20 protein-coding genes, 1 tRNA gene and 1 pseudogene are annotated in these 22699 nt (G+C 68.9%); 11 read left to right on the forward strand and 11 right to left on the reverse strand.

The window, feature by feature from the left end; all coding sequences use genetic code 11:
- Window positions 1–39 precede the first annotated feature (39 nt).
- Both HCA44_RS04190 and HCA44_RS04195 read left to right on the forward strand, forming a co-directional pair.
- Window positions 40–186 carry a hypothetical protein gene (locus HCA44_RS04190; RefSeq protein WP_169647250.1) on the forward strand — a complete coding sequence of 49 codons (147 nt, stop codon included), beginning with the start codon at window positions 40–42 and terminating at the stop codon, window positions 184–186.
- A gap of 166 nt (window positions 187–352) precedes the next feature.
- On the forward strand, window positions 353–673 hold the full coding sequence (locus tag HCA44_RS04195) for a WhiB family transcriptional regulator (protein ID WP_169647251.1): 321 nt from the start codon (window positions 353–355) through the stop codon (window positions 671–673).
- 70 nt (window positions 674–743) lie between these two features.
- Here the strand turns inward: HCA44_RS04195 and HCA44_RS04200 are convergent, their stop codons facing one another.
- From HCA44_RS04200 to HCA44_RS04210, 3 genes are all read right to left on the reverse strand, one after another.
- Complete coding sequence (locus HCA44_RS04200; protein WP_169647252.1) at window positions 744–2069, reverse strand: AarF/UbiB family protein; 1326 nt, start codon at window positions 2067–2069, stop codon at window positions 744–746.
- A 113-nt stretch (window positions 2070–2182) separates the two neighbouring features.
- Complete coding sequence (locus HCA44_RS04205; protein ID WP_169647253.1) at window positions 2183–3034, reverse strand: hypothetical protein; 852 nt, start codon at window positions 3032–3034, stop codon at window positions 2183–2185.
- A 124-nt stretch (window positions 3035–3158) separates the two neighbouring features.
- Entirely contained in the window at window positions 3159–4616 is a 1458-nt protein-coding gene (locus HCA44_RS04210) for a zinc-dependent metalloprotease (protein WP_169647254.1), read from the reverse strand.
- A gap of 117 nt (window positions 4617–4733) precedes the next feature.
- Here HCA44_RS04210 and HCA44_RS04215 point away from each other — a divergent pair, with 117 nt between their 5' ends.
- Window positions 4734–5756, forward strand: coding sequence for a PDZ domain-containing protein (locus HCA44_RS04215; RefSeq protein ID WP_169647255.1), 1023 nt, complete (start codon window positions 4734–4736; stop codon window positions 5754–5756).
- Between the two features lie 19 nt (window positions 5757–5775).
- Here the strand turns inward: HCA44_RS04215 and HCA44_RS04220 are convergent, their stop codons facing one another.
- A complete protein-coding gene (locus HCA44_RS04220; RefSeq protein WP_169647256.1) occupies window positions 5776–6357 on the reverse strand; it encodes a PPA1309 family protein in 582 nt (193 codons plus the stop codon).
- A 308-nt stretch (window positions 6358–6665) separates the two neighbouring features.
- On the opposite strand from HCA44_RS04220, the gene HCA44_RS04225 reads away from it, so the two are divergent.
- Window positions 6666–9632 carry a UPF0182 family protein gene (locus tag HCA44_RS04225; protein ID WP_346764568.1) on the forward strand — a complete coding sequence of 989 codons (2967 nt, stop codon included), beginning with the start codon at window positions 6666–6668 and terminating at the stop codon, window positions 9630–9632.
- Window positions 9633–9708: 76 nt separating this feature from the next.
- Here the strand turns inward: HCA44_RS04225 and HCA44_RS04230 are convergent, their stop codons facing one another.
- Together HCA44_RS04230 and HCA44_RS04235 are read right to left on the reverse strand one after the other, a co-directional pair.
- The gene (locus tag HCA44_RS04230; RefSeq protein WP_169647258.1) at window positions 9709–10272 is read right to left on the reverse strand and encodes a transglycosylase family protein; all 564 of its coding nucleotides are present in this window, start codon (window positions 10270–10272) and stop codon (window positions 9709–9711) included.
- 349 nt (window positions 10273–10621) lie between these two features.
- Window positions 10622–10978, reverse strand: a pseudogene (locus HCA44_RS04235) (transglycosylase family protein); the annotation flags it as partial.
- Between the two features lie 556 nt (window positions 10979–11534).
- Here HCA44_RS04235 and HCA44_RS04240 point away from each other — a divergent pair.
- Window positions 11535–11611 (forward strand) — tRNA-Met (locus HCA44_RS04240).
- Between the two features lie 36 nt (window positions 11612–11647).
- Here the strand turns inward: HCA44_RS04240 and HCA44_RS04245 are convergent.
- Window positions 11648–13285: an acyl-CoA synthetase gene (locus HCA44_RS04245; RefSeq protein WP_206037651.1), complete on the reverse strand. Its 1638-nt coding sequence runs from the start codon at window positions 13283–13285 to the stop codon at window positions 11648–11650.
- A gap of 139 nt (window positions 13286–13424) precedes the next feature.
- Between HCA44_RS04245 and lpqV the strand changes: the two genes are divergently transcribed.
- On the forward strand, window positions 13425–13814 hold the full coding sequence (gene lpqV / locus HCA44_RS04250) for a lipoprotein LpqV (RefSeq protein WP_169647261.1): 390 nt from the start codon (window positions 13425–13427) through the stop codon (window positions 13812–13814).
- A gap of 108 nt (window positions 13815–13922) precedes the next feature.
- On the opposite strand, the gene HCA44_RS04255 is transcribed toward lpqV, so the two are convergent.
- The 4 genes from HCA44_RS04255 to hisN all read right to left on the reverse strand — a co-directional run bounded on the left by HCA44_RS04255 (window position 13923) and on the right by hisN (window position 18267).
- A complete protein-coding gene (locus HCA44_RS04255) occupies window positions 13923–15131 on the reverse strand; it encodes an acyl-CoA dehydrogenase family protein (RefSeq protein ID WP_169647262.1) in 1209 nt (402 codons plus the stop codon).
- Between the two features lie 33 nt (window positions 15132–15164).
- A complete protein-coding gene (locus HCA44_RS04260) occupies window positions 15165–16568 on the reverse strand; it encodes an acyl-CoA dehydrogenase family protein (protein WP_169647263.1) in 1404 nt (467 codons plus the stop codon).
- Window positions 16569–16696: 128 nt separating this feature from the next.
- Window positions 16697–17476, reverse strand: coding sequence for a hypothetical protein (locus tag HCA44_RS04265; RefSeq protein ID WP_169647264.1), 780 nt, complete (start codon window positions 17474–17476; stop codon window positions 16697–16699).
- Window positions 17473–18267, reverse strand: a complete 795-nt coding sequence (hisN, locus tag HCA44_RS04270) for a histidinol-phosphatase (RefSeq protein WP_169647265.1) — start codon at window positions 18265–18267, stop codon at window positions 17473–17475. Before hisN ends, HCA44_RS04265 begins: the two co-directional genes overlap by 4 nt.
- A gap of 91 nt (window positions 18268–18358) precedes the next feature.
- On the opposite strand from hisN, the gene prfB reads away from it, so the two are divergent.
- From prfB to ftsX, 5 genes are all read left to right on the forward strand, one after another.
- Window positions 18359–19468 carry a peptide chain release factor 2 gene (prfB, locus tag HCA44_RS04275; RefSeq protein WP_169647266.1) on the forward strand — a complete coding sequence of 370 codons (1110 nt, stop codon included), beginning with the start codon at window positions 18359–18361 and terminating at the stop codon, window positions 19466–19468.
- 49 nt (window positions 19469–19517) lie between these two features.
- A complete protein-coding gene (locus HCA44_RS04280) occupies window positions 19518–20378 on the forward strand; it encodes a mechanosensitive ion channel family protein (RefSeq protein WP_206037732.1) in 861 nt (286 codons plus the stop codon).
- Complete coding sequence (locus HCA44_RS04285) at window positions 20371–20952, forward strand: hypothetical protein (RefSeq protein WP_169647268.1); 582 nt, start codon at window positions 20371–20373, stop codon at window positions 20950–20952. The genes HCA44_RS04280 and HCA44_RS04285 overlap by 8 nt, the downstream gene beginning before the upstream one ends.
- 54 nt (window positions 20953–21006) lie before the next feature.
- Window positions 21007–21696, forward strand: coding sequence for a cell division ATP-binding protein FtsE (gene ftsE / locus HCA44_RS04290; protein ID WP_169647269.1), 690 nt, complete (start codon window positions 21007–21009; stop codon window positions 21694–21696).
- A 72-nt stretch (window positions 21697–21768) separates the two neighbouring features.
- Window positions 21769–22674, forward strand: coding sequence for a permease-like cell division protein FtsX (ftsX, locus tag HCA44_RS04295; protein ID WP_169647270.1), 906 nt, complete (start codon window positions 21769–21771; stop codon window positions 22672–22674).
- Window positions 22675–22699 lie beyond the last annotated feature (25 nt).

Below are 22699 nucleotides of genomic sequence, written 5' to 3' on the forward strand. Positions count from 1 at the left end.
TCGGAAGTTCACGAGCAACGGTGAGGAGGTGGCTGAGCAATGAAGATCCGGAACTACGCAGCAGCAGGCGCAGCGTGGCCTGTCGCGATCCTCGCCGCGGCCGCCCCCGCGGCGCGCGCGGCAGCCGAACGAGCCGCAGCACCCACCGAGTCCGTGCTCACGAGCCACCGATTTCGATACCGGTAGCTCCCCGGAGTTTCCCCCAGGCCACGGACCCGCAGGCGCGGACCGTGGCCTTTATCGTTCCGTCCCCGGAACTCGGCCCGGTTCGCGCGAGAAGACGAATCGATACGAAAAGCGCGAGCATCGTGGTCACCTCGGCCGCGGTCTCGCACCGAGAACGGAGGACGACATGTCAGCACGGACATGCCGAGGGGGCATCGAAACATCCGCCGGCGCAACCGGATACATCCAACTCGTGTCCACGCGCGGCGACCTGCCGTGTCGGCGGCTCGATCCGGATCTGTGGTTCGCCGAATCTCCCGCGGACCTCGAAGAGGCGAAGTCGCTGTGCGCGTCGTGCCCGATCCGTGCCCGATGTCTCGCCGCCGCTCTCGACCGGCGGGAACCGTGGGGCGTGTGGGGCGGCGAGATCCTCGAGCAGGGTGTCGTGGTCGCGCGCAAGCGTCCGCGGGGCAGGCCCCGCAAGACGCCCGCAGCCGCGTGCGCGTGACGTCGTGCTCGGTGGCGCTCCCGACGGCCGGTCGGTGGTATTCCCGGACGGGGAGTGCCACCGACCGCGTCTAGCGACCGGTGCCTGCGTCGGCGAATCCGGGCAGCCACTCGGTGAGGATCGCCATGTACGGCGCGTACGCGTCGAGTTGCGCGCAGATGCCGACCGAACCGAGCAGCACCCGGAAGATCATCAGGTACTCCGGCGGCAGGTTCAGCGAACGGCCGGTGCGGAACTGGGGGCTGGTGAAGTCGGTGGCCGTGCCCGCCGCCTCCTGCAGCCAGTCGCGCGTGAAATGGAACGACTCGCTGTGGATCGGGTCGGTGAACGGGCGGAGGTAGTCGGCGATCTCCTCGTGTGTGACCGCCTTGCCGGGCAGTACGAACTTGTTGTCCCGCAACAACTGTGTGAGATCGTCGAAATCCTCTTGGACCGCGAGACGCACCATCCGGCCGAGGACCGGCGGTAGCCCGTCCGGAAACGGTGCGCTCGCACCGAAGTCGATGATGCCGAGCCTGCCGTCGTCCGACAGCATGAAATTGCCGGGGTGCGGATCGGCGTGCAGCAGCCCCACCCGTGCGGGCGACTCGAAATGGAACTCGGCGAGGCGCGTCCCCGCGGCGTTGCGTTGCTCTCGCGTGCCGTCGGTGATGATCCGGGACAGCTTGGTGGCGGACATCCACTCGGTCACCACCACTTTGGGTGAACTCGCAACGACCCGAGGCACCGCGAACTTCGGGTCGTCGCGATACACCTCGGCGAACCGGCGCTGATTGTCCGCCTCGATGCGGTAGTCGAGCTCTTCCTCCGTGCGCGAATTGAACTCGTCGATCACCGGCCGCACGTCCATGCCCGGCACGATGGTCGAGAACAGGCCGCTGAACCGGCTCAACGTGCGCAGGTCGGCCCGCAGGGCCGCGTCGGCGCCGGGATACTGCACCTTGACCGCGACCTCGCGACCGTCCGACCACACGGCACGATGCACCTGCCCGATGCTCGCCGAGGCGGTCGGTTCGTCGTCGAACTCGCGGAATCGCTCGCGCCAGCGGGTGCCGAGTTGACGGTCGAGCACTCGGTGGACGTCCTTCACCGGCATCGGCGGAGCCGCGGCCTGCAGCTTGCTGAGCGACTCGCGGTAGGGCTCAGCGAACTCTTCCGGGATCGCGGCCTCCATGACGCTGAGCGCCTGGCCCAGCTTCATCGCGCCGCCTTTGAGCTCGCCGAGCACGGCGAACAACTGTTCGGCTGCGCGCGCGCTCATCTCCGCTTCGATCTGTGCGCGGTCGCCGCCTGCGATACGTCTGCCCAGACCGACCGCCGCGCGCCCTGCGATCCCCAACGGAATGCTTGCAAGTTTCGCGGTGCGGGCTGAGCTCTTGCGGGGGATGTCGGACACGCCTCCATCATGGCGGACGCATCGCCGATTCGCCTACGACGTATTCGCGCGGCTGCGGTAGCGGACCGTATCGCCCCTGTTCAGACCGCTCGTGCGGGGTGCCGTCGGGTGTTTCACAGTGGCGCCAGATGGCGGCACGTGCAGTCGGGCTGCAACGGCCAGTGCCGCGTCGAGGTGCGACCCGAGGTGGTGTCGACCTCGACGGTCGCGTCGAGCGTGCACGGCGGTCTCGTCGTGTACGGGTGCAGCACCGCGTCGACCTGCTCGAGCGCGAACGCGGCAGTCGCGAGGATCGTCGCCGGACGTGCGTATCCCGTGCGGCCCAGCAGCTGTGCCGCGAGATGCGGCCAGTCCGAGTCGAGGTCGGCCCGCACGAGGTCGGCGCACCGCAGACAACTCGTGCGCCCGGGAAGCACCAGCGGGCCCACGACTCCGTGTCCGTCGCGGATACGCACGTGCAGGTGCACCACGCCTGCCCGGACGAGGTCTTCGACGAGACGAGGTTCGACGACGAGATCGTCGGTGAGCACGACACACACGGCGCCCCAGCGGCGCACGTCGCCGTCCGGCGGGTAGTACGACGAGCGGGTGACGTGCGCAGCCGTGCCGTCGAGTCCGCGCTCGAGCGCGTCGCCCAGCGGGCCGCGCCCGTGGATGCGGACGGTGCCCGCGCGGGCCACAGGGTCGGCGCCACGCAGCAATCCGGCGCGGGCGAGAGTGTCGAACAGGTCGCGCGCGAGCACCGGATCGAAGCCCAGACGGCGCGCATCCCACAGCAACTGGGGCCGCGAGCGCCGCCCGTCGATCAGTTCGAGGACGGCGAGAACGGATTCGCCGTCGATGCCCGGCGGCGGCGACACGACGACGGCGCGTTCGGGATCCCAGCCGATCTGGACGCGGCCGTCCGGCCGTGACAGCAGCGTGAGCCGCGGGTCGAGGGCAGGCGCGGCAGGGTGGGTTCGCATGTGCCGACTGTGCCGTACGGCGCGCTGACGAGAGTGCCGCGCGAGCCGGTTTTCCACAGGGCGATAACGCTTTCACCTGCGAGTACGTCCGCACATCGAGAAAGTGCGGATCGCGCCGGCCCGATCACTCCCTGGTCGACCCGCTGTCCGGGTTGCCGTCCCCGTCGCTCCCGTTGTCGTCGCTGCCCGTGCCGTCGTTCGTGCCGACGTCGCCCTTGTCGCGGGCCTCGCGCTCCGCGCGTTCGCGGGCCTCGGTCTCCTCGAGTTGGCGGATCGGATCGTCGAACGTGCCGACGTCGCCGCCGTGCACACGGTCGACGAACGACGCGGGGGCGTCGAGATCGTTCGAGTCGGGCAGCAGATCCGGGTGGGCCCATACACCGTCGCGGGCATCGACGCCCGCGCTGTCGGTGAGCGTGCGCCACAGTGTGGCGGCTTCGCGCAGCTTGCGCGGGCGCAACTCGAGGCCGACCAGGGTCGCGAAGGTCTGCTCGGCGGGGCCGCCCGTCGCGCGGCGACGGCGCAGCGTCTCGGTGAGCGCCGCGACTCCCGGCAGCCGGTCGCCGAGTGCGTCGGCGACGACGATCTCGACCCAGCCTTCGACGAGCGCGAGGAGGGTTTCGAGCCGTTCGAGGGCCTGCTTCTGCTCGGGTGTCGTCTGCGGTTCGAACGCGCCCTGCTGCAAAATGCTCTCGAGCTGCGACGGATCGGACAGCGCGCTCGGATCGAGGTTCTTCGCGAGATCCTCGATCGCGGAGAAGTCCATCGTGATGCCGCGTGCGTACTCCTCGACCGTCGCGAGCAGGCGCTGACGCAGCCACGGAACGTGGCTGTAGAGCCGCTGGTGCGCCACCTCGCGCGCCGCGAGGAACACCATGACCTCGCGATCGGGCTGCTCGAGCCCCTTGCTGAACTCGGACACCGCGGCGGGCAGCAGCGCTGCGGTCCCCGCGGGTCCGAGAGGCAGACCCACATCGGTGGACGTGAGTACTTCCTTGGACAACTGGCCGAGTGCCTGGCCGAGCTGCGAACCGAAGGCGAGGCCGCCCATCTGGCTCATCATGCCGAGCATCGGGCCCGCCATCTGCTTCGCCTCGGGTGGCAGGCCTTCGACCCACATGCCCGACACCTTCTCGGCCACCGGATCGCACAGGCGCTTCCACGTGTCGATCGTGTTGTCGAGCCAGTCCTCCGGCGACCACGCCTGCGTGCGGGTAGCCCCGGCCGGCAGCACGGTGGCGGCGTCGAGCCACAGTTCGGCGAGCCGCGCGGCCTCGGCGACCGCCTGTGTGCTGCCCTGCGTGACTGGCGCCGACCGGCCGATCTGCTGGCGTGCGATCTTCTTCGCGATGTCGTAGTTGACGGGGCCCGACTGCTCGCCGGACGACATCGCACCCCCCATGCCACTGAGCATCTGACCGAACTGGCTCAGCATCTGGCCGAGTGCGGCAGGATCGAAGCCGCCGGCGCCGAAGTCCCCCTGGCCGAAGCCGAACCCGCCCTGGTCGCCGCGACTGTTCTTGTCGCGATCTCGGTCGGGATCGTCGTCGGAGTTGGAAAAGCCGAACGGCAGATTCGTCATGTTTCCCACGGTACAAGGCTGATCGGCATCGCTGCAGTTCCGGCGTCACGCTGTGCGTGAACACGCGGACTCCGCCGTCGCGCCGCGCGTGACGAGACAGGTTCTAGGCTGGGCACCGTGAATCGCCGGATCGTGACGTTGCTCGCTGCCCTGGTGCCGGTCGTCGTGCTGGCCGTCGTCGGGTCGGTGGTCCAGGTGCCGTTCGTGGCCCTCGGGCCCGGACCCACCTTCGACACTCTGGGAGAGGTCGACGGCACTCCCGTGGTCGACATCGAAGGCACCGAGGTCGACCCCACGACCGGCCACCTCAACATGACCACGGTCGCGGTGCGCGACGGGCTCAACGTGTTCGAGGCGCTCGGACTGTGGCTCAGCGGCAGGCAGGGGCTCGTACCGCGCTCGGAGGTGTACCCCCCCGACCGCTCGCGCGACGAGATCCAAGAGGAGAACACCGCCGACTTCCAGCAGTCGGAGAGCACCGCCGAGGTGGCCGCGATGCGCTATCTCGGGCAGCCCGTCGTCGTCGAGGTCGGTTCGGTGGCGCAGGACGGTCCGTCGAACGGGATCCTGCGCGAGAACGACCGGCTGCTCACCGTCGACGGCGTACCCGTCGACACCGTCGCGGGCGTGCAGGAGATCGTCGCGGCCAAGGGCGCGGGCGCGGCGGTGCCGGTCACCTTCGTACGGGACGGCACGGAGCAGACCGCCACCGTGGTTCTCGGCGCACGTCCGGACGACCCCGGCAAGGGGTACCTGGGTGTCACTCCCGTCGAGCAGGCCGACGTGCCGTTCACGATCGACTTCAATCTCGCCGACATCGGCGGCCCGTCGGCGGGCCTGATGTTCACTCTGGCCGTGATCGACAAGCTCACTCCGGGCGAGCTCAACGGGGGAGCGTTCGTCGCGGGCACGGGCACGATCACGTCCGACGGCACAGTCGGCCCCATCGGCGGCATCCAGCACAAGATCGTCGCCGCGGACGAAGCAGGAGCCGAGACGTTCCTGGTGCCCGCCCGCAACTGCGACGAGGCGAAGCAGGGTGCGCCCGACGGGCTGCGGCTCGTCAAGGTCGACACCCTCGCCACCGCCGTCGACGCGCTCGGTGCGATCGACCGGGGCGAGCCCGCGCCCGTGTGCTGATCGCCGCCTGCGCGACCGCTCAGTCGTCGTCCGGCTCCGCGTCGAGAGTCGCGTACAGCGCGTGGACGAGGTCGGGCGCCAGTTCGTCGTGCGTGAGCAGCTCGACCTCGGCGTACGGGTCGGCGTCCTCGTCGGGTTCGAGTTGCAGCAGCGCGAGCGACGGGCCGTCGCGCAGGACGCCCGCGAACAAACGTGCCCGCTTGTGCTCGGGGTGCGCGAACGCCGACTCCCGCGCCGCCTCGCCGGTCACGTCGCCGATCTCGTTCTCGGCGCCCGGCGGCAGGATCACGATCTCCTGCACGAGCGCACACCCGGCGACGGACTCGGGCCAGCTGGTGGTCGCGAGGAACTCGTCGAGTGCGGGTGAACCGCCGTCGATGTCCTCGGGCAGCGGCGGCTGCTCCAGCGGGGTGACCTCGGCGCCGTCCTCCAGCTGATCGAGCAGGTCCGGTTCGGCGGCAGCGAGCTCCGCGGTGCGCACCAGCGCGAACATCGCGGGCGGACGGTCCCATCCCTCGGCGTCGACGAAGTCGACGATCTCGCGGATGCATCGGGACAGGGCGGCCTCGGGGTCGCGTAGTGCTTCGGTCACGCGGACCATTGTCCCGTACCCCGCCGCCGCGATGTGCCCACCCGCACCGCATCGGCTGCCCGTCCGGGGGCCTCGTCCGGCGGCCTGGGTGGCTCGCCTGTCCGGTTTGCGCGGTTGGTACCGTTCGTGTGCAACGGCCGACTCGCGCGAATCGGCCTGAAAGCCCAGGTAGTGACAGACTTGCGGAACACTTTCGGGACGACCGTGCGGCGTTCCGTAGAGTGGGGCGAAACGGTCACCCTCGGGTGAGGGCGGCCGGGCCGGTGAGTGAGGTCCGCGGTGCTTCCGGGCGCCGCCGAGTCGATGGAGCGTGGCACGTGGGCATGCGGCCCCCTTCAGGTCTACCGTCGTTGTCCCGACGAAGCCGGGTGCTGCTGATCGCGGCCCTCGTCCTCGCGGTACTGCTGCTGTTGGGGCCGCGGCTGATCACCGCGTACACCGACTGGCTGTGGTTCGGCGAAGTCGACTTCCGCAGCGTCTTCACCACGGTCCTCGTCACGCGCATCGTGTTGTTCGTCGTGGTCGGTGTCGTCGTCGCGCTCATCGTGTGGCTCGCGCTCCTGCTCGCGTACCGCTTCCGGCCGGTGTTCGTGCCGACGGCAGGGCCGAACGACCCGGTGTCGCGCTATCGCACCGCGGTCATGGGCCGGCTCAAGCTCTTCGGCATCGGCATCCCTGCGATCATCGGCATCCTGTCCGGTCTGGTCGCGCAGTCCAGCTGGGCCACCACGCGTCTGTTCTTCTCGGGCGGTGCCTTCGGCGTCACCGATCCTCAGTTCGGTCTCGACGTCGGGTTCTACGCGTTCGACCTGCCGTTCTACCGGTTCGTGCTCAACTGGCTGTTCGTTGCCGTCGTCGTCGCGTTCTTCGCGAGCCTCGTCACGCACTACGTGTTCGGCGGCATCCGCCTCGGCGGGCGCGGCGGCAGCCTCAGCAACGCCGCGCGTATCCAGCTCGCCGTCCTTGCCGGCACGTTCGTGCTGCTCAAGGCCGTCGCGTACTGGCTCGACCGGTACTCTCTGCTGTCGAGCAGCCGCAAGGAACCCACCTTCACCGGCATGTCGTACACCGACAGCAATGCCGTGCTCCCGGCGAAGCTCATCCTGCTCGCCATCGCGTTGATCTGCGCCGCGGCGTTCTTCGCCGCGATCTTCCTACGCGACCTGCGGATTCCCGCCATGGCGACCGCGCTGCTCGTACTGTCCTCGGTGCTCGTCGGGGCCGTGTGGCCGCTCGTCGTCGAGCAGTTCTCGGTGCGCCCGAACGCCGCGGACAAGGAGAGCGAGTACATCGAGCGCAACATCGCGGCCACCCGCGACGCGTACGGCATCACCGACGACACCGTCACGTACGAGGACTATCCCGGTTACGGCACGCGAGCCCCGCGCGAGGTGCCGTCGGACGTCACCACGATCGAGAACACGCGCCTGCTCGATCCGAACCTGCTCTCGCCGACATTCACGCAGCAGCAGCAGCTCAAGAACTTCTACGGCTTCCCGCCGTCGCTCGACATCGACCGTTACGACATCGACGGGTCGAAGCAGGACTACGTCGTCGCGGCGCGCGAACTGTCGTCGCAGAGCCTCACCGGCAACCAGACCGACTGGATCAACCGACACACCGTGTACACGCACGGCAACGGTTTCGTCGCCGCGCCCGCCAACCAGGTGAACGCCGCACCGGCCGACTCGCCCGAGGCAGCCACCAACAGCAACAGCGGTTACCCCGTCTACAAGGTCAGCGACATCGCCTCGCAGGAGGCCGGCAACCAGACGATCCCGGTGGAGCAGCCCCGCATCTACTACGGCGAGGTCATCGCGAACACCGACGCCGACTACGCGATCGTGGGCGGCGGCGGAGACGAAGGCCCCCGCGAGTACGACACCGACTCGTCGAAGTACACCTACACCGGTGCGGGCGGTGTCCCGATCGGCAACTGGTTCAACCGGCTGGCCTTCGCCGCGAAGTACACCGAGCGCAACATCCTGTTCTCGGGCGCGATCGGCGACGAGTCGAAGCTCATCTTCGACCGTGATCCGCGCGACCGCGTCACGAAGGTCGCGCCGTGGCTCACCGCCGACGGCAATGCGTATCCCGCCGTGGTCGACGGCCGCGTCAAGTGGATCGTCGATGCGTACACCACGCTCGAGAACTACCCGTACGCGCAGCGCAGCTCGCTCGACGGGTTGCTCGAGGACAGCATCGACCAGACGACGGGCCGCCTCCTGCCGCGCAAGGAGGTCTCGTACATCCGCAACTCGGTCAAGGCGACGGTCGACGCGTACGACGGCACGGTCGATCTGTACCAGGTCGACGACAACGATCCGGTGCTCGATGCCTGGATGGGTGTCTTCCCCGACGTCGTGAAGCCGGAGAGCGAGATCTCGCAGAGCCTGCGCGACCATTTCCGTTACCCGGAAGACCTGTTCAAGGTCCAGCGCGAGATGCTGGCGAAGTACCACGTGGACGATCCGCGTGAGTTCTTCACCAACAACGCGTTCTGGTCGGTGCCGAGTGACCCGACGGTCGACACGTCGGCGAACCAGCCGCCGTACTATGTGTCGGTCGGAGACCCGGACACGGGTCAGCCCTCGTTCAATCTCACGAGCGCGATGGTCGGCTTCAACCGTGAGTTCCTGTCGGCGTACGTGTCGGTCGCGTCCGATCCGGAGAACTACGGCAAGTTCCGGGTGTTGCGGTTGCCCGCAGACACCCAGACCCAGGGCCCGCAGCAGGCGCAGAATGCGATGATCTCGGACACGCGCGTCGCGCAGGAACGGACGCTGATCGAGCAGTCGAACAAGATCCAGTACGGCAACCTGCTCACGCTGCCCATCGCGGACGGCGGCATCCTGTACGTCGAACCGATGTACACCGAGCGGAAGTCGACCGCGCAGAACACGTCGACGTTCCCGCAGCTGTCCAGGGTGCTCGTGAGCTATCGCGAGCCGCCACCGGGCAACAACATCCGCGTCGGATACGCGCCCACGCTCGCCGAGGCGCTCGATCAGGTGTTCGGCGCAGGGACGGGCACGGCGGCCACCGAACCCGGTTCGGGCGAGGCGACCCCGGAGACGCAGCCGAGCGAACCGACGACGCAGCAGCCCGCCACGCCCACACCCACGGCACCGCCGAGCGGCGATGTGGCCGCGGCCGTCACCGAGCTCGACAACGCTCTCGCGGCGTTGCGGTCGGCACAGCAGGGCGGCGACTTCACGGCCTACGGCCAGGCGCTCGACCGGGTGCAGCGCGCCGTCGAGGCGTACCAGTCGTTGCCCAGGTAAGAGCGAGCGGCCCGACACAAGACGGATCCCCCGCGGCCTGGGCCGCGGGGGATCCGTCTTGTCGGTGGTCGCCCGGTCAGCGAAGGTAGCTGCTGACCTGCTGGAACTCGTTGGAGTAGCCGTTGGCCTCGGCCACCGCGCCCGCGGCGGACACGGCCTGCTGCACCTCGGGTGCTGCCGCGGCTTCCCGCGCCGCGTCGAGAGCGGCGTCGACGTGCGGCTGGACCTCGGCGGGCAGCTGTGCCTGCGCGTCGACGACCGGGGCCGGCTCGGGCGCGGGCGCCGGGGCCGGGGTCGGCTCGGCGGCCGACAGGTACTGACCGCACACCGGCCATGCACCGACACCCTGCGTCGCGAGGACGTTCTCGGCGACGCGGATCTGCTCTTCCTTGCTGGCGTTCGAGGCGTTGCCCGAGCCGCCGTTGGCCTCCCAGGTGCTCTGCGAGAACTGCAGGCCGCCGTAGTAGCCGTTGCCGGTGTTGGTGGACCAGTTGCCACCGCTCTCGCACTGCGCGACGCCGTCCCAGTTGTGGGAGGCGGCCGATGCGGTGCCGACGCCCACGCCGAGGGGGAGGGCGAGGGCCGCGCCTGCAACGGCGGCAGTTCCGAGTACGCGCTTGGCGATCTTGCGATTCGTCATACGGGGTGAATCCTCTCCGCGCTTGCTCGACGGTGTTCGACGGTCGCGGCGGCAGTCCCCGACGTGCTGCGCGTGCTCCGTCATGTCGCTGCCCCTCGAAGGTTCGGGAGAACCGGACCGCGGGGCAGTGACAGCAGCGGCGGGCCGGTCCGTGCCCGGTGGTTTCGGGCCGTCGCCGACGCTAGCCAAAGGTCACGAAAAGGTCACGCCGCCGCTGTTCAGCTCGGGGCCCTGTGTACAGGCCCAGGTCGGCGGCATTCGCGCACGTCAGCCGACCGGAACGCGCCTTCCGGGCGGGTCCGGTCGGCTGCACGTGTTGTGTTGCGACTCACGCCGACACGCCGTGTCAGAGGTACTGACCGCACACGGGCCATGCGCCCGCGCCCTGCGTCGCGAGAACGCTCTCGGCGACCTGGATCTGCTCTTCACGGCTTGCGTCGGCGGCGCTTCCGCTGCCGCCGTTGGCCTCCCAGGTGCTCTGCGAGAACTGCAGGCCGCCGTAGTAGCCGTTGCCGGTGTTGGTGGACCAGTCGCCGCCGCTCTCGCACTGAGCAACCGCATCCCAGTCGCCGGACGCGGCCGAGGCCGTGCCGGTGCCGACGCCGAGTGGCACGGCGACGACGGCGCCTGCGATGGCGGCGGTGCCGAGTGCGCGCTTCACGAAAGTGCGTCGGATACGGGGGGTGGTCGTATTCAGAGTGGTCATGCAGTGGGATTCCTCTCCGCTGTGCAGGCGAGTGTCGTCCTGGCATGCATGGATCCGGGCGTACCGCCTTCGGATGCATGGATTCCGAACCCACCGGACACGGGTGCGCCGGTGGATTTCTCTTTGTGGAATGGTCCGCATCGAACAGACTGTGATGCGGCCGCCGGACGGCGCGAAAAGCCGTCTCGCCCCCTGCCCCTCGAGTGGTGGGGATTCCGATCCCGCGGGGGCAGGTGAGCTGCGACGGGTCGGCGTGGGCCCTCGTTTCCGGGCCGCAATTCAAGCTACGCGGTCATCACGAGCGGGTCACGGATTTCGGAATCTGCGACGGCCGTACAAGTAGCAAGCGTGAATTGCGCGTATTTCCAGGTGTATTCGAAAAACGGACGACTGAAGACGCACTGCACGTCCGTACCACTCGTGACGAGAGTCACTCGCTAGATGCCCGATATGTCCGTAATTCTGGTACGGCTGCACGCTCGTGTCGCGCGTGTTCGCGGAGTTGGACGGGCGATTTGCTCGTGGCGTGACAGCGCGTGTAACGTAGGTGTCGCAACGCGGGGTGGAGCAGCTCGGTAGCTCGCTGGGCTCATAACCCAGAGGTCGCAGGTTCAAATCCTGTCCCCGCTACCAACGAGAAAGGCCCGGACCCTCGGTCCGGGCCTTTCTTCATGCCGCGGGTGGTTCCGGTTCGAGGTCGGTGAGTGCACGGCGCAGCAGCTTGCCCGTCGTGTTCCTCGGCAGCTCGTCCACGAACACGACATCGCGCGGCACCTTGTACCGGGCCAGACGGGCCTTGACGTGAGCGCGGAGAGCGTCTGCATCGCGTGCGGAATTCGCCGTGGGTACCACGAAAGCCCGCAGCCGGTGCCCGAATTCGGGGTCCTCGACGCCGATCACCGCGACATCCATCACCTCTTCGTGGTCGGCGAGCAAGTTCTCGACCTCGAGTGGGTACACGTTCTCGCCGCCGGAGACGATCATGTCGTCGTCGCGTCCGTCGACGAACAGCAGTCCGCGGGAATCGAAGTGGCCGACGTCGCCCGTCGAGAGCAGGCCGTCGCGGCGTTCCTTGTCGCGTCCGTCGGTATAGCCTTCGAAGCTCAGCCCGCTCGCGACGAAGATGCGGCCCGTGACGCCTGGCTGGGTGATGCGGTGCCCCTCGTCGTCGTACAGTGCGACATGGCATGTGACCGGCGGCCGGCCCGCAGTGCCGGGGGCTTCCGCGAGTTCGCCGGGTGTGGCGACGGTGGCGACCGCCACCTCGGTCGACCCGTACAGGTTGTAGAGCACCGGGCCGAATGCGCGTGCGGTCCGCGCCGACAGATCGGGTGAGATGGGGGAGCCTGCAGCGAAGACGATCGACAGGTGTGATGTGTCGTACCGCGACAGGACGTCCGGGCCGAGATCGACGATGCGCTGCAACATCGTCGGCACCACCACGAGGGCGTCGCATGCGTGTTCGGCGACGAGTGCGACGGTGTTCTCGGGGTCGAAACGCCGTGCGGTGACGACGCACTGGCCGAGCGCGAGGGCGATCGCGAGCTGTGAGACGCCGGTGCCGTGAAAAGCGGGTGCCGCCATCATCATTCGCTGACCGCGGCGTAGCGGTACGCGATCGAGGAACTGCGCCGACGCGAGCGGTGACGTGCGCCCGCGTGGCGCGCCCTTGGGGGTGCCTGTCGTCCCGCTCGTGAGGAGCACGAAACCGCCAGGGGTGTCGGGCGGGCTGACGTCGGAGTCGTCCGTGCGGGCGATCGTGTCCGCGAGTGTCGGCGCCGTGGTCTCGGCAGCGGGGTCGTCGACCCAGGCGCGGTAGCGGGCGACCGACGGGTCGAGTGCGTCGGCGAGCGGAGCGAATTCGTCGTCGAACACGAACGCGTGTACGCCTTCTCGCGTCGCGACGCCGGCAAGCTGGGGCGCACCGAAGCCGGTGTTCATGAGGACGAGCCGATTGCCGTTCTTCGCGGACGCGAGCATCGTGACGACGAGCCAGCGATGATTGCGGCACAGAACGGCCGCGGTGTGCTCGGCGGTGATGCCCGCGGTGTGCCACGCGCGTGCGAGGGCGTTGGCCGACGCGTCCAGGGTGCCGTAGTCGAGTGTGCCGAGTTCGTCGACGAGTGCGGGAGTGCGGGGTTCGGTGCGCGCGTGTGCGTGCACGGGACCGGCGAACGGACCGAATCTTGCCACCCCTGCGAGTGACGCGATTCCCCGGTCCAGTCGCGGGAAGGGCACCAGGCCGGATCGGATCATGACCCGCACGGCGCCGAGCGCGTCCGTCGTCTTCGTCAGGACTGTGGGCATCGAGCACCCCTTCCGATTTGTGAGGTACGTCACGTTCAGCGTACGCGATGTGCGGCGGTGGGCAAGGGGGTGCGGGTGCGGGCCCTGCAGCGTGACGGACGCGGCGCACGTGCGGGTTCGTTCTGGTAGGAAGCACAGCGTGAAGAAGACGCTCGCGGTCACCGCTGCCCTGTTCTGCTCGCTCGCTCTCGGCGCGTGCGGAAGTGAATCGACCGATGCGTCGGCGGACGCCGATTCGTCGACCGCCGTACCGACCGCGATCCCCGAGCCGGCCGACGACGCCGTCACCTACCAGACCGACGCCGCCGGGCTCACCACCGCGGTCAGGGGCATCGACGCAGATCCGGCGAGCCCCCTGTACGTGCAGGCGTGCGCGGACGCGACAGCATGGCTCGCAGGTGCGGGCGACAAGACGGCGGATGCCTATCTCGCGAGCGTGCAGGCCACGCCCGAGTGGGCGGACTGGACACCCGAGCAGATCGCAGCGACGACCACCGCGGCCGCTGCGGCTGCCGACGGGCGCTGCTGAGCGCGAGCGCTCGGCCCACCCATCGGACGAAATCGACGGGGCCCCTGCACGCGAGTGCGTGCAGGGGCCCCGGTGCTCTCGGCCGGACGGTTCACCCGGCCGTGCGCGTCACTTGAGTTCGGCGGACGTCTTGCCCAGCAGTCGACGGGCGACGATCAGCTGCTGGATCTGTTGCGTGCCCTCGAAGATGTCGAGGATCTTGCTGTCGCGGCTCCACTTCTCGAGCAGCGTGTGCTGCGAGTAGCCGAGCGTGCCCGCGAGTTCGACGGCCTTGAGCGTCACGTCGGTGCCGGTACGGCCTGCCTTCGCCTTCGACATCGACGCCTCGAGCGAGTTGGGCTTCTTGTTGTCCGCCATCCACGCCGCGCGTAGTGCCAGCAGGTATGCGGCTTCCCAGTCCGCCTCCATGCGCAGGAACTCGGCCGCGGCCGCATGCTGGCTCATCGGCGGGATGTCGTAGGACACCTCGACGCCCGCGTCGGCGAGGATGCCGCGCAGTTCTTCGAGCGCCGCGCGGCCGACGCCGATCGCCATCGCGGCGACGAGCGGGCGCGTGTTGTCGAAGGTCTGCATGACGCCGCCGAAGCCCTTTTTGACGTCGACCTCGGCGCTGCCGAGGATGTTGTCCTTCGGGATACGGCAGTTGTCGAACACGAGCACGGCGGTGTCCGAGGCCTTGATGCCGAGCTTGTGCTCGAGCCGAGCCACACTCAGTCCCGGGGCGTCGCGCGGCACGACGAACGACTTGATCGCGGCGCGGCCCTTCGTCTTGTCGACGGTCGCCCACACCACGATGTGGGTGGAACGCTCACCTGCGGTGACGAAGATCTTCTCGCCGTTGAGGATCCACTCGTCGCCCACGAGTTCGGCAGTCGTGGTGACGGCGGCGGAGTCGGATCCGAAGGAGGGCTCGGTGATCGCCATCGACGCCCACACCTTGCCGAAGCGCTCGAGCTGGTCGTCGGTCGCGACCGCGGCGATCGCGGCATTGCCGAGGCCCTGATAGGGAATCGACAACATCAGGCCGACATCGCCCCACGACGTCTCGAGCGCGTTGAGCAATGCAGACATGTTGCCACCGTTGGCATTTCCGATGATCTCGGTCTTGGAGCCCGAGCGACCGCCGCTCGCGCCGCCGATGTCGCCGCCGGAGTCGTTGAGGCCCTCGACCATCGCCGCCATCGTGTCGAGCTCGACGGGGTACTCGTGCTCGGCGAGGTCGTACTTGCGCGAGATCGGCCGGAAGATCTGGGCGGCCACCTGGTGGGCCTGATTGGCAGAGGCCTTGAGCTTCTTGGGGAGTTCGAGGTTGTACATGGAATGTGTGTTCCTTCAGTCGATTCAGGCCGCTCAGATCAGGACGATGCCCTCGCCGACACCGACCGCGCGCAGGTCGCGGTACCAGCGTTCGACGGGGTGCTCCTTGGTGAACCCGTGGCCGCCGAGCAGTTGCACGCCGTCGAGGCCGATCTGCATTCCCTTGTCGGTCGCGAGCTTCTTGGCGAGCGCGGCCTCGCGGGCGAACGACTTGCCCTGCTCGGCCCGCGACGCGCCGCGCAGGGTCACCAGGCGCAGGCCTTCGAGTTCGATGCCGATGTTGGCAACCATGAACGCGACCGCCTGCCGGTGGCTGATCGGCTCGCCGAACGCCTCCCGCTCGTTGGCGTAGGGGATCACGTAGTCGAGCACGGCCTGCGACGTGCCCGCGGCGAGCGACGCCCAGCCGAGACGTGCGAGGCGGATCGCGTCGGCGTAGTCGGCCACTCGCGTGTCGGGGGACTCGCCGAGCAGCGCGGACTCGGGGATCGCGACGTCGGTGAGCTCGAGACGTCCGATGCCTGCGGCACGAAGACCCATGCTCGGGTCGGCCTCGACGACCAGGCCCTTGGCGTCGGACTCGACCAGGAACAACGACGGCTTGCCGTCGAGCTCGGCGGCGACGACGAACAGTTCCGACGACGCAGCGGCGGGCACGAGGCTCTTGACGCCGTTGAGTGTGAAGCCGCTGGGGGAGCGGGTGGCCTTGGTGCGCAACGCGAACGGGTCGAACAGAGCGTGCGGCTCGTTGACGACGACGGCCGCGCCCGGCACCTGCTCGCCCGTGAACGCAGGCAGGTAGGTCTTCTGCTGTGCGTCGCTGCCCCACTGGGTGAGCGCGACCGCGACGCCGCTCGGTGCCAGGATCGGAAGTGCGAGGCCCATGTCGCCGTGGGCGAGCGCCTCCGCGACGAGAGAGTTGGTGACGGCCCCGCGCTCGTCGGCCGCGCCGTCGAGTTCTTCGGGGACGTTGATGAGCGTGATGCCGAGTTCGGCGGCGCGCTTGCCGAGGTCGGCGGGCGACGCGGCGGCCTCGTCGGCGTCGTGCGCTGCGGGCCGCAGGATCTCGGCGGCGAACTCGCGCACCGTCTCCACGATCATCTGCTGGTCGTCGGACGGCGTGAGGTCGAAGTAGTCGGCGTTCTTGGTGGTGCTGTCCGGCAGTCGCTTCGGCGCTCCGCCGCCCGAAACCTTCTTGAATCCGCGTGTCGCGGCGCCGAGCGTCTTGAAACCGGTCTTGGTGCTCTCGTAGGTGACGCGGTCGATGGTCTGGCGCAGGTTGTACTTCTCGGCCAGGTCGGATCCGGTGATCCTGGTCAGCACACGCATCGCGACACCCATCGCGTCGCGCTTGACCGGGTTCAGTCCGACTGCGGAGGTGTCGCGCGGTGCGCGCCTGCTGGGGGCCTCGTGCTCGGGGGCGTCGTGCTTGCTCATCATCACCAGCTGTTCTCGGTGTACGGGCGGGGACGTGAGCTACCTTACTCAGCAGTAAGGTGGGTGTCTACTATGGAGTAAGTTCCGCCTGCCGTGCAGGTCAGCGCGGCTGACGCGGAGAATCTGCGTCAGCCGGTCTGGGTCACGATGTCGGTGAGTGTCCTGCGGATGCGGTCGGCGTCGTCGGCCGGGGCGTAGGCGTACACGCCGAGCCGGTATTCCGGTGCACCGCCCGGGGTGCCCGCGACGAACCGCACGAGGTCGACCGCGTACCGGCCGCGCTCGTCGGACGAGTTCTCGGTGTAGGCCGTGCGGTCGTCGGGACGCAGCGCGGCAGCGGGATCGTCGAGCCACGGCGGCCCGAAGTCGGACGGCAGCGGCGCCGAGCAGTCGGTGGGGCACTTCTGCAGGACGAGGGCGACGCGCTCCGCGCCGCCGGGCGCGCGACACGGCCACCCGCGAGCATCGGGGAGTTCGTCGAGGCTGCCCGCGAAGCAGTTGACGTCCCCGGCGGTGCGGAACGCGAAAGGCCATCCGTCGAACGTCATGGTGTACGTGTCGTCGTCGTCCGTCCACGCCGGGCCGAACAACGGGCCGGCGGGCAGGTCGCGGAGGACGGGATCGCCCGCGGGGAGTGGATCGCTCGGAACCTCCGCGTCGCCCTCCGGGGCCGGTGCGTCGGCGACCGCGTCCGGTGCGGCGACGGGCGCACCGTCGATCGTGTCCAGGAGCCCATCCGTTGGCAGGCCGCGGAGCGCGAGGACACCCACGGTCGCGATCGTCACCACGACCGCGAGTACCGCGACGCCGATCGCGACGAACGCGCTCCGGTCGTGACGACTCGACACCGTCGCGTCGGTGCGTGCCGGATCCGACGCGCCCGGGACGGGCGAGCCCGGCTCGTTCACCGCGCGGTACCGAGCGCGCGGAGTACGTCGGCGTGCAGCAGGCCGTTCGACGCGACGGCGCTGCCACCGTGCGGACCCGGGCGGCCCGCCCGGTCGGTGAAGTGGCCGCCCGCCTCGCGCACCAGGATGTCGAGCGGCGCGAGGTCCCACAGCGACACCTCGGGCTCGGCGGCGACGTCGACCGCGCCCTCCGCGACCAGGCAGTACGAGAAGAAGTCCCCGAAACCCCGCACCCGCCACACGTCGTCGGTGAGCGCGACGAATGCGTCGCGCACACCCACGTCCCGCCAGCCGGACAGGCTCGAGAAGGACAGCGACGCCGACGACACGTCCGAGACCCCAGACACCGAGGTGCGACGAGGAGCCTCCTGCGAGAAGGTCGTCCACGCGCCACTGCCCGCCGACGCCCACCAGCGGCGTGCGAGGGCGGGGGCGCTCACGACGCCGACGACGGGTTCGCCGTCGACCAACAGCGCGACGAGCGTCGCCCACACCGGGACGCCGCGCACGAAGTTCTTGGTGCCGTCGATCGGATCGATCACCCACTGGCGTCCTTCGAACACCGCGTCGCCGCCGAACTCCTCGCCGAGCACGGAGTCGCCCGGGCGTGCTGCTGCGAGGTGCTCGCGCAGCGCGCGTTCGACGGCGAGGTCCGCGTCGGAGACCGGCGTGAGGTCCGGCTTCGCGTCGACGTGCAGGTCGAGCGCGCCGAACCGGTCGCGGGTGATCGCGTCCGCGCGGTCGGCGAGGCCCAGTGCGAGCGTCAGGTCGTCGGAGTGGTCGGTCGCCATGACCGAAAACGCTAGCCGGTCGTGCGCCGCGTGCACCGCCAGGGCCGCACCGTCCGAGCCGCCGGTCGTGGGACAGGTAGCCTAGGGAGCCGTGCATCCCGACGTTTCCGCAGACCTCAACGAGCTCGACACCACGTTGCGCACGGTCGAATCCGTGCTCGACATCGACGAGTTGCGTCGCCGCATCGACGAACTCGAGCACCAGGCCGCGGACCCGACGCTGTGGGACGACCAGGAGCACGCGCAGCGGGTCACGAGCGAGCTGTCGCACGCGCAGTCCGAGTTGCGGCGCGCGGAGGAACTGCGTCAGCGCCTCGACGACCTGCCGACGCTCTACGAGCTCGCGGAAGAGGACGGCACGAGCGAAGCGCTCGCCGACGCCGACGCCGAACGGGCGTCGCTGCGGGCCGACATCGAGGCGATGGAAGTCAAGACGATGCTGTCGGGCGAGTACGACCAGCGCGACGCGCTCGTCAACATTCGTTCCGGTGCGGGCGGCGTCGACGCCGCCGACTGGGCCGAGATGCTGATGCGCATGTACATCCGCTGGGCCGAGAAGCGCGGCTACGGTGTCGAGGTCTACGACACCTCGTACGCAGAAGAAGCCGGCATCAAGAGCGCCACCTTCGCCGTGAAGGCGCCCTACACCTACGGCACGCTCTCGGTCGAGATGGGCACCCACCGGCTCGTCCGGATCAGCCCGTTCGACAACCAAGGCAGGCGGCAGACGTCCTTCGCCGAGGTCGAGGTGCTGCCCGTGGTCGAGACCACCGACCACATCGACATCGACGAGAACGACGTGCGTGTCGACGTGTACCGGTCGTCGGGCCCGGGCGGTCAGTCGGTCAACACCACCGACTCCGCGGTGCGCCTCACGCACGTCCCCACCGGCATCGTCGTCACGTGCCAGAACGAGAAGTCGCAGTTGCAGAACAAGGTGGCCGCGATGCGCGTGCTGCAGGCCAAGCTCCTCGAACGCAAGCGCCAGGAAGAACGCGCCGAGATGGATGCGCTCAAGGGTGACGGCGGCAACTCGTGGGGCAACCAGATGCGCTCCTACGTCCTGCATCCGTACCAGATGGTCAAGGACCTGCGCACCGAGTACGAGGTGAACAACCCGTCGGCGGTGCTCGACGGCGACATCGACGGCTTCATCGAGTCGGGCATCCGCTGGCGGATGCGCGAAAGTCAGAAACAGTAGCCCGGAGAACGGCCAGGAGGGCAGGGTGAACTTCAATCCGCTCGACGACCTGTCGGCGTGGCTGCAGCATGTCGCGCTGCCGATCGCGCTCGTCGTCACCGGTGGGTTCATCGTGGTCCGATTCGTCAGCTGGGGCGGTCTGAAGATCACCGACCGGATCGACGCGCAATTCCGGCACGGCGACGCGCTGGTGCGCTCCGAGGCGGCGAAGCATCGCCATTCGGTCGCGCAGGTCATCACGTGGGTGGTCATCACCCTGGTGTGGATCGTGGTCACGCTGCGCGTCGTCGACATCCTGAGTCTGCCGATCGCCAGCCTCGTCGCGCCCGCGACGGTCGTCGGTGCCGCGCTCGGCTTCGGCGCGCAGCGCGTCGTGCAGGACATCCTCGCCGGATTCTTCATCATCACCGAGCGGCAGTACGGCTTCGGCGACACGGTCCGTATCGCGATCGTCGGTTCGACCGACGACGCGGAGGGCGTCGTCGAGGACGTCACGCTCCGCGTCACGCGGATGCGCAACTCCGACGGCGAGGTCATCACGGTCCCGAACGGACAGATCGTCAAAGCTGTCAACCTGTCCAAGGACTGGGCACGCGCGGTCATCGACGTGCCGGTCCCGGCGAGCGCCGACCTCAACCGCGTCAACGAGGTACTGCACCAGGTGGGCGTCGACGCGTACGCCGACCGCTCGCTCAAGCGGTTGCTGCTCGACGAGCCCACCGTGATGGGCATCGAGAAACTCGCCGTCGACGAGACCAGCGTGCGGGTCGTCGCGCGGACCCTGCCCGGCAAGCAGTTCCAGGTGGGGCGCGCGCTGCGCGTGCGGATCGCGACGGCGATGCGCAGGCAGGGCATCGTGGTGTCGCCCGAGATGCAGACCGACAAGCCGCAGGAAACCTCGAATGAGTGACGAGCACAGGCCCGGCGACCGGGCGCCCAGGCATGCGCCCCGCAGCGGTGAGATACCCAGGGTGACGACCGGCGAGATGCCCGTTGCCGAGAAGGCGGACGCGGGCCGGCGCCGAGGCGTGTTCGCACGAGTGAAGATCCCGCCGCGACTGTTCGGTGGCAAGGTGCGCACCACCACTCTCGCGCTGTGCGTGCTGTGGATCGGCCTGTACCTGCTCAACGGGCACTTCAACCCGTCCGAGGAGGGCAGCGTGCAGGGGCCGCAGCCGGTGTCCGACGTCGCGCCTCCCCCCGCGACCACCACGACGGTCCCGCCGCCCGCGACCACCGAGCCGACCACCACCGAGACCTATCCCACGACTACCACCACGACCGGGCCCTCGCCGTCCACGTCGAGCGGCATCCGGATACCCGGAAGCGGCGAGGGTGGCGACGTCACCACCACGACCACCACGCGAGGCGGGCTGATCCCGCCGTTCTTCCTGCCGCAGCAGGAGGCCACCACCGACGAGTCGGGTGGTACCGAGGGCACCAACGGTTCGGGCGGCGCGGTCAGCGAGTCGCCCACGCAGTAGACGCGCCCTTCGCACGTACGGCGGGACCGCGTGTGATGGCTACACTGGGGCACCGTGATCAGCGTCGAGCACCTGTCGAAGTCGTACAAGGCCTCCACCCGGCCCGCGCTGTCGGACGTGTCGGTCGAGGTCGACAAGGGCGAGTTCGTGTTCCTGATCGGCCCGTCGGGTTCCGGCAAGTCGACGTTCATGCGCCTGCTCCTGAAGGAGGAATCGCCCACGTCGGGCGACATCCACATCAGCAGGTTCCACGTCAACAAGCTGGCCTCGCGGCGCGTGCCCAAGCTGCGCCAGTCGATGGGCGTCGTGTTCCAGGATTTCCGGCTGCTCGCGAAGAAGACCGTCAGCGAGAACGTCGCGTTCGCGCTCGAAGTGATCGGCAAGCCGCGCACCGTCATCGAACGCACCGTTCCCGAGGTGCTCGAGATGGTGGGGCTCGCCGGCAAGGCGGACCGGTTGCCGCACGAGTTGTCCGGTGGCGAGCAGCAGCGTGTCGCGATCGCGAGAGCCTTCGTCAACCGACCGCTCGTGCTGCTGTGCGACGAGCCCACCGGCAACCTCGATCCCGAGACGAGCCAGGACATCATGATGCTGCTCGAGCGGATCAATCGCACCGGAACGACCGTCGTGATGGCGACCCACGACCACCACATCGTCGACTCGATGCGCCGTCGCGTGGTCGAACTCGACCTCGGCCGGGTCGTGCGCGACGAGTCCAGGGGCGTGTACGGCGTCGGTCGCTGACGCCGAGCCAGCCCGCCCCATCCGCACGCCCCGCCTCTCCCGGGGCCGACGCCGAAGGAACGCCAACCACCGATGCGCGCCAGCTTCCTGTTCAGCGAGGTTCTCACCGGCCTTCGCCGCAATGTGACCATGACGGTCGCGATGATCCTCACCACCGCGATCTCGCTCGGCCTGTTCGGCGGCGGCCTCCTCGTCGTGCAGATGGCCGGCAAGACGCAGCAGATCTTCCTCGACCGCGTCGAGGTGCAGCTGTTCCTGACCGACGACATCTCGTCCGGCGACCCGGCGTGCGAGCAGGACATCTGCAAATCCTTGCGGAGCGACCTCGAGGACACGTCGTCGGTCGTGTCGGTGCAGTACCTCAACCGCGACGACGCGGTACGCGACGCGACGGAACGTGTGTTCAAGGACCAGCCGGAGCTGGCGTCGCTCGTGAGCCCCGAGAGCTTCCCGGCGTCGTTCAAGGTCAAGCTCAGTGATCCGGAGCGGTTCGGCACGATCGAGCAGGAGTTCGGCTCGCGGCCCGGCGTCGAGAGCGTCCTCAACCAGCGCGATCTCGTCGACCGGTTGTTCAGCGTCCTCGACGGAGTGCGCAATGCGGCGTTCGCGATCGCGACGGTGCAGGCGATCGCGGCGATCCTGCTCATCGCGAACACCGTGCAGATCGCCGCGTTCACCCGTCGCACCGAGGTCAGCATCATGCGGCTCGTCGGCGCCACGCGCTGGTACACGCAGTTGCCGTTCCTGCTCGAGGCGGTGGTCGCGGCCGTCGTGGGTGGTGTGCTCGCGATCGCGGGCCTGTTCACGGCGAAGAGTCTGTTCGTCGACGACGTGCTCGCCGACGTGTACGACGCGAACATCGTGGCGCGGATCACGAACGCCGACGTCCTGTTCGTGTCGCCGATCCTGCTGCTGGTCGGTGTCGGTATGGCCGCGGCCACCGCGTACATCACGCTGCGCCTCTACGTGCGCGAGTAAAAACGACTTGCCTGCACCTCTAGAC

Origin of the sequence: Rhodococcus sp. HNM0569 (assembly GCF_012726205.1) — a bacterium.
In the GTDB taxonomy this organism is placed as follows: Bacteria; Actinomycetota; Actinomycetes; order Mycobacteriales; family Mycobacteriaceae; genus Rhodococcus_F.

What these genes read in the sequence shown, in the direction of transcription:
- ftsX (WP_169647270.1), top strand. Translation starts at nt 21,769, where the DNA reads ATGCGCGCCAGCTTCCTGTTCAGCGAGGTTCTCACCGGCCTTCGCCGC.
- HCA44_RS04245 (WP_206037651.1), bottom strand. Translation starts at nt 13,285, where the DNA reads ATGCCCACAGTCCTGACGAAGACGACGGACGCGCTCGGCGCCGTGCGG.
- HCA44_RS04260 (WP_169647263.1), bottom strand. Translation starts at nt 16,568, where the DNA reads ATGAGCAAGCACGACGCCCCCGAGCACGAGGCCCCCAGCAGGCGCGCA.
- HCA44_RS04210 (WP_169647254.1), bottom strand. Translation starts at nt 4,616, where the DNA reads ATGACGAATCTGCCGTTCGGCTTTTCCAACTCCGACGACGATCCCGAC.
- HCA44_RS04285 (WP_169647268.1), top strand. Translation starts at nt 20,371, where the DNA reads ATGAGTGACGAGCACAGGCCCGGCGACCGGGCGCCCAGGCATGCGCCC.
- hisN (WP_169647265.1), bottom strand. Translation starts at nt 18,267, where the DNA reads ATGGCGACCGACCACTCCGACGACCTGACGCTCGCACTGGGCCTCGCC.
- HCA44_RS04195 (WP_169647251.1), top strand. Translation starts at nt 353, where the DNA reads ATGTCAGCACGGACATGCCGAGGGGGCATCGAAACATCCGCCGGCGCA.
- HCA44_RS04220 (WP_169647256.1), bottom strand. Translation starts at nt 6,357, where the DNA reads ATGGTCCGCGTGACCGAAGCACTACGCGACCCCGAGGCCGCCCTGTCC.
- HCA44_RS04205 (WP_169647253.1), bottom strand. Translation starts at nt 3,034, where the DNA reads ATGCGAACCCACCCTGCCGCGCCTGCCCTCGACCCGCGGCTCACGCTG.
- HCA44_RS04230 (WP_169647258.1), bottom strand. Translation starts at nt 10,272, where the DNA reads ATGACGAATCGCAAGATCGCCAAGCGCGTACTCGGAACTGCCGCCGTT.
- HCA44_RS04190 (WP_169647250.1), top strand. Translation starts at nt 40, where the DNA reads ATGAAGATCCGGAACTACGCAGCAGCAGGCGCAGCGTGGCCTGTCGCG.
- HCA44_RS04255 (WP_169647262.1), bottom strand. Translation starts at nt 15,131, where the DNA reads ATGTACAACCTCGAACTCCCCAAGAAGCTCAAGGCCTCTGCCAATCAG.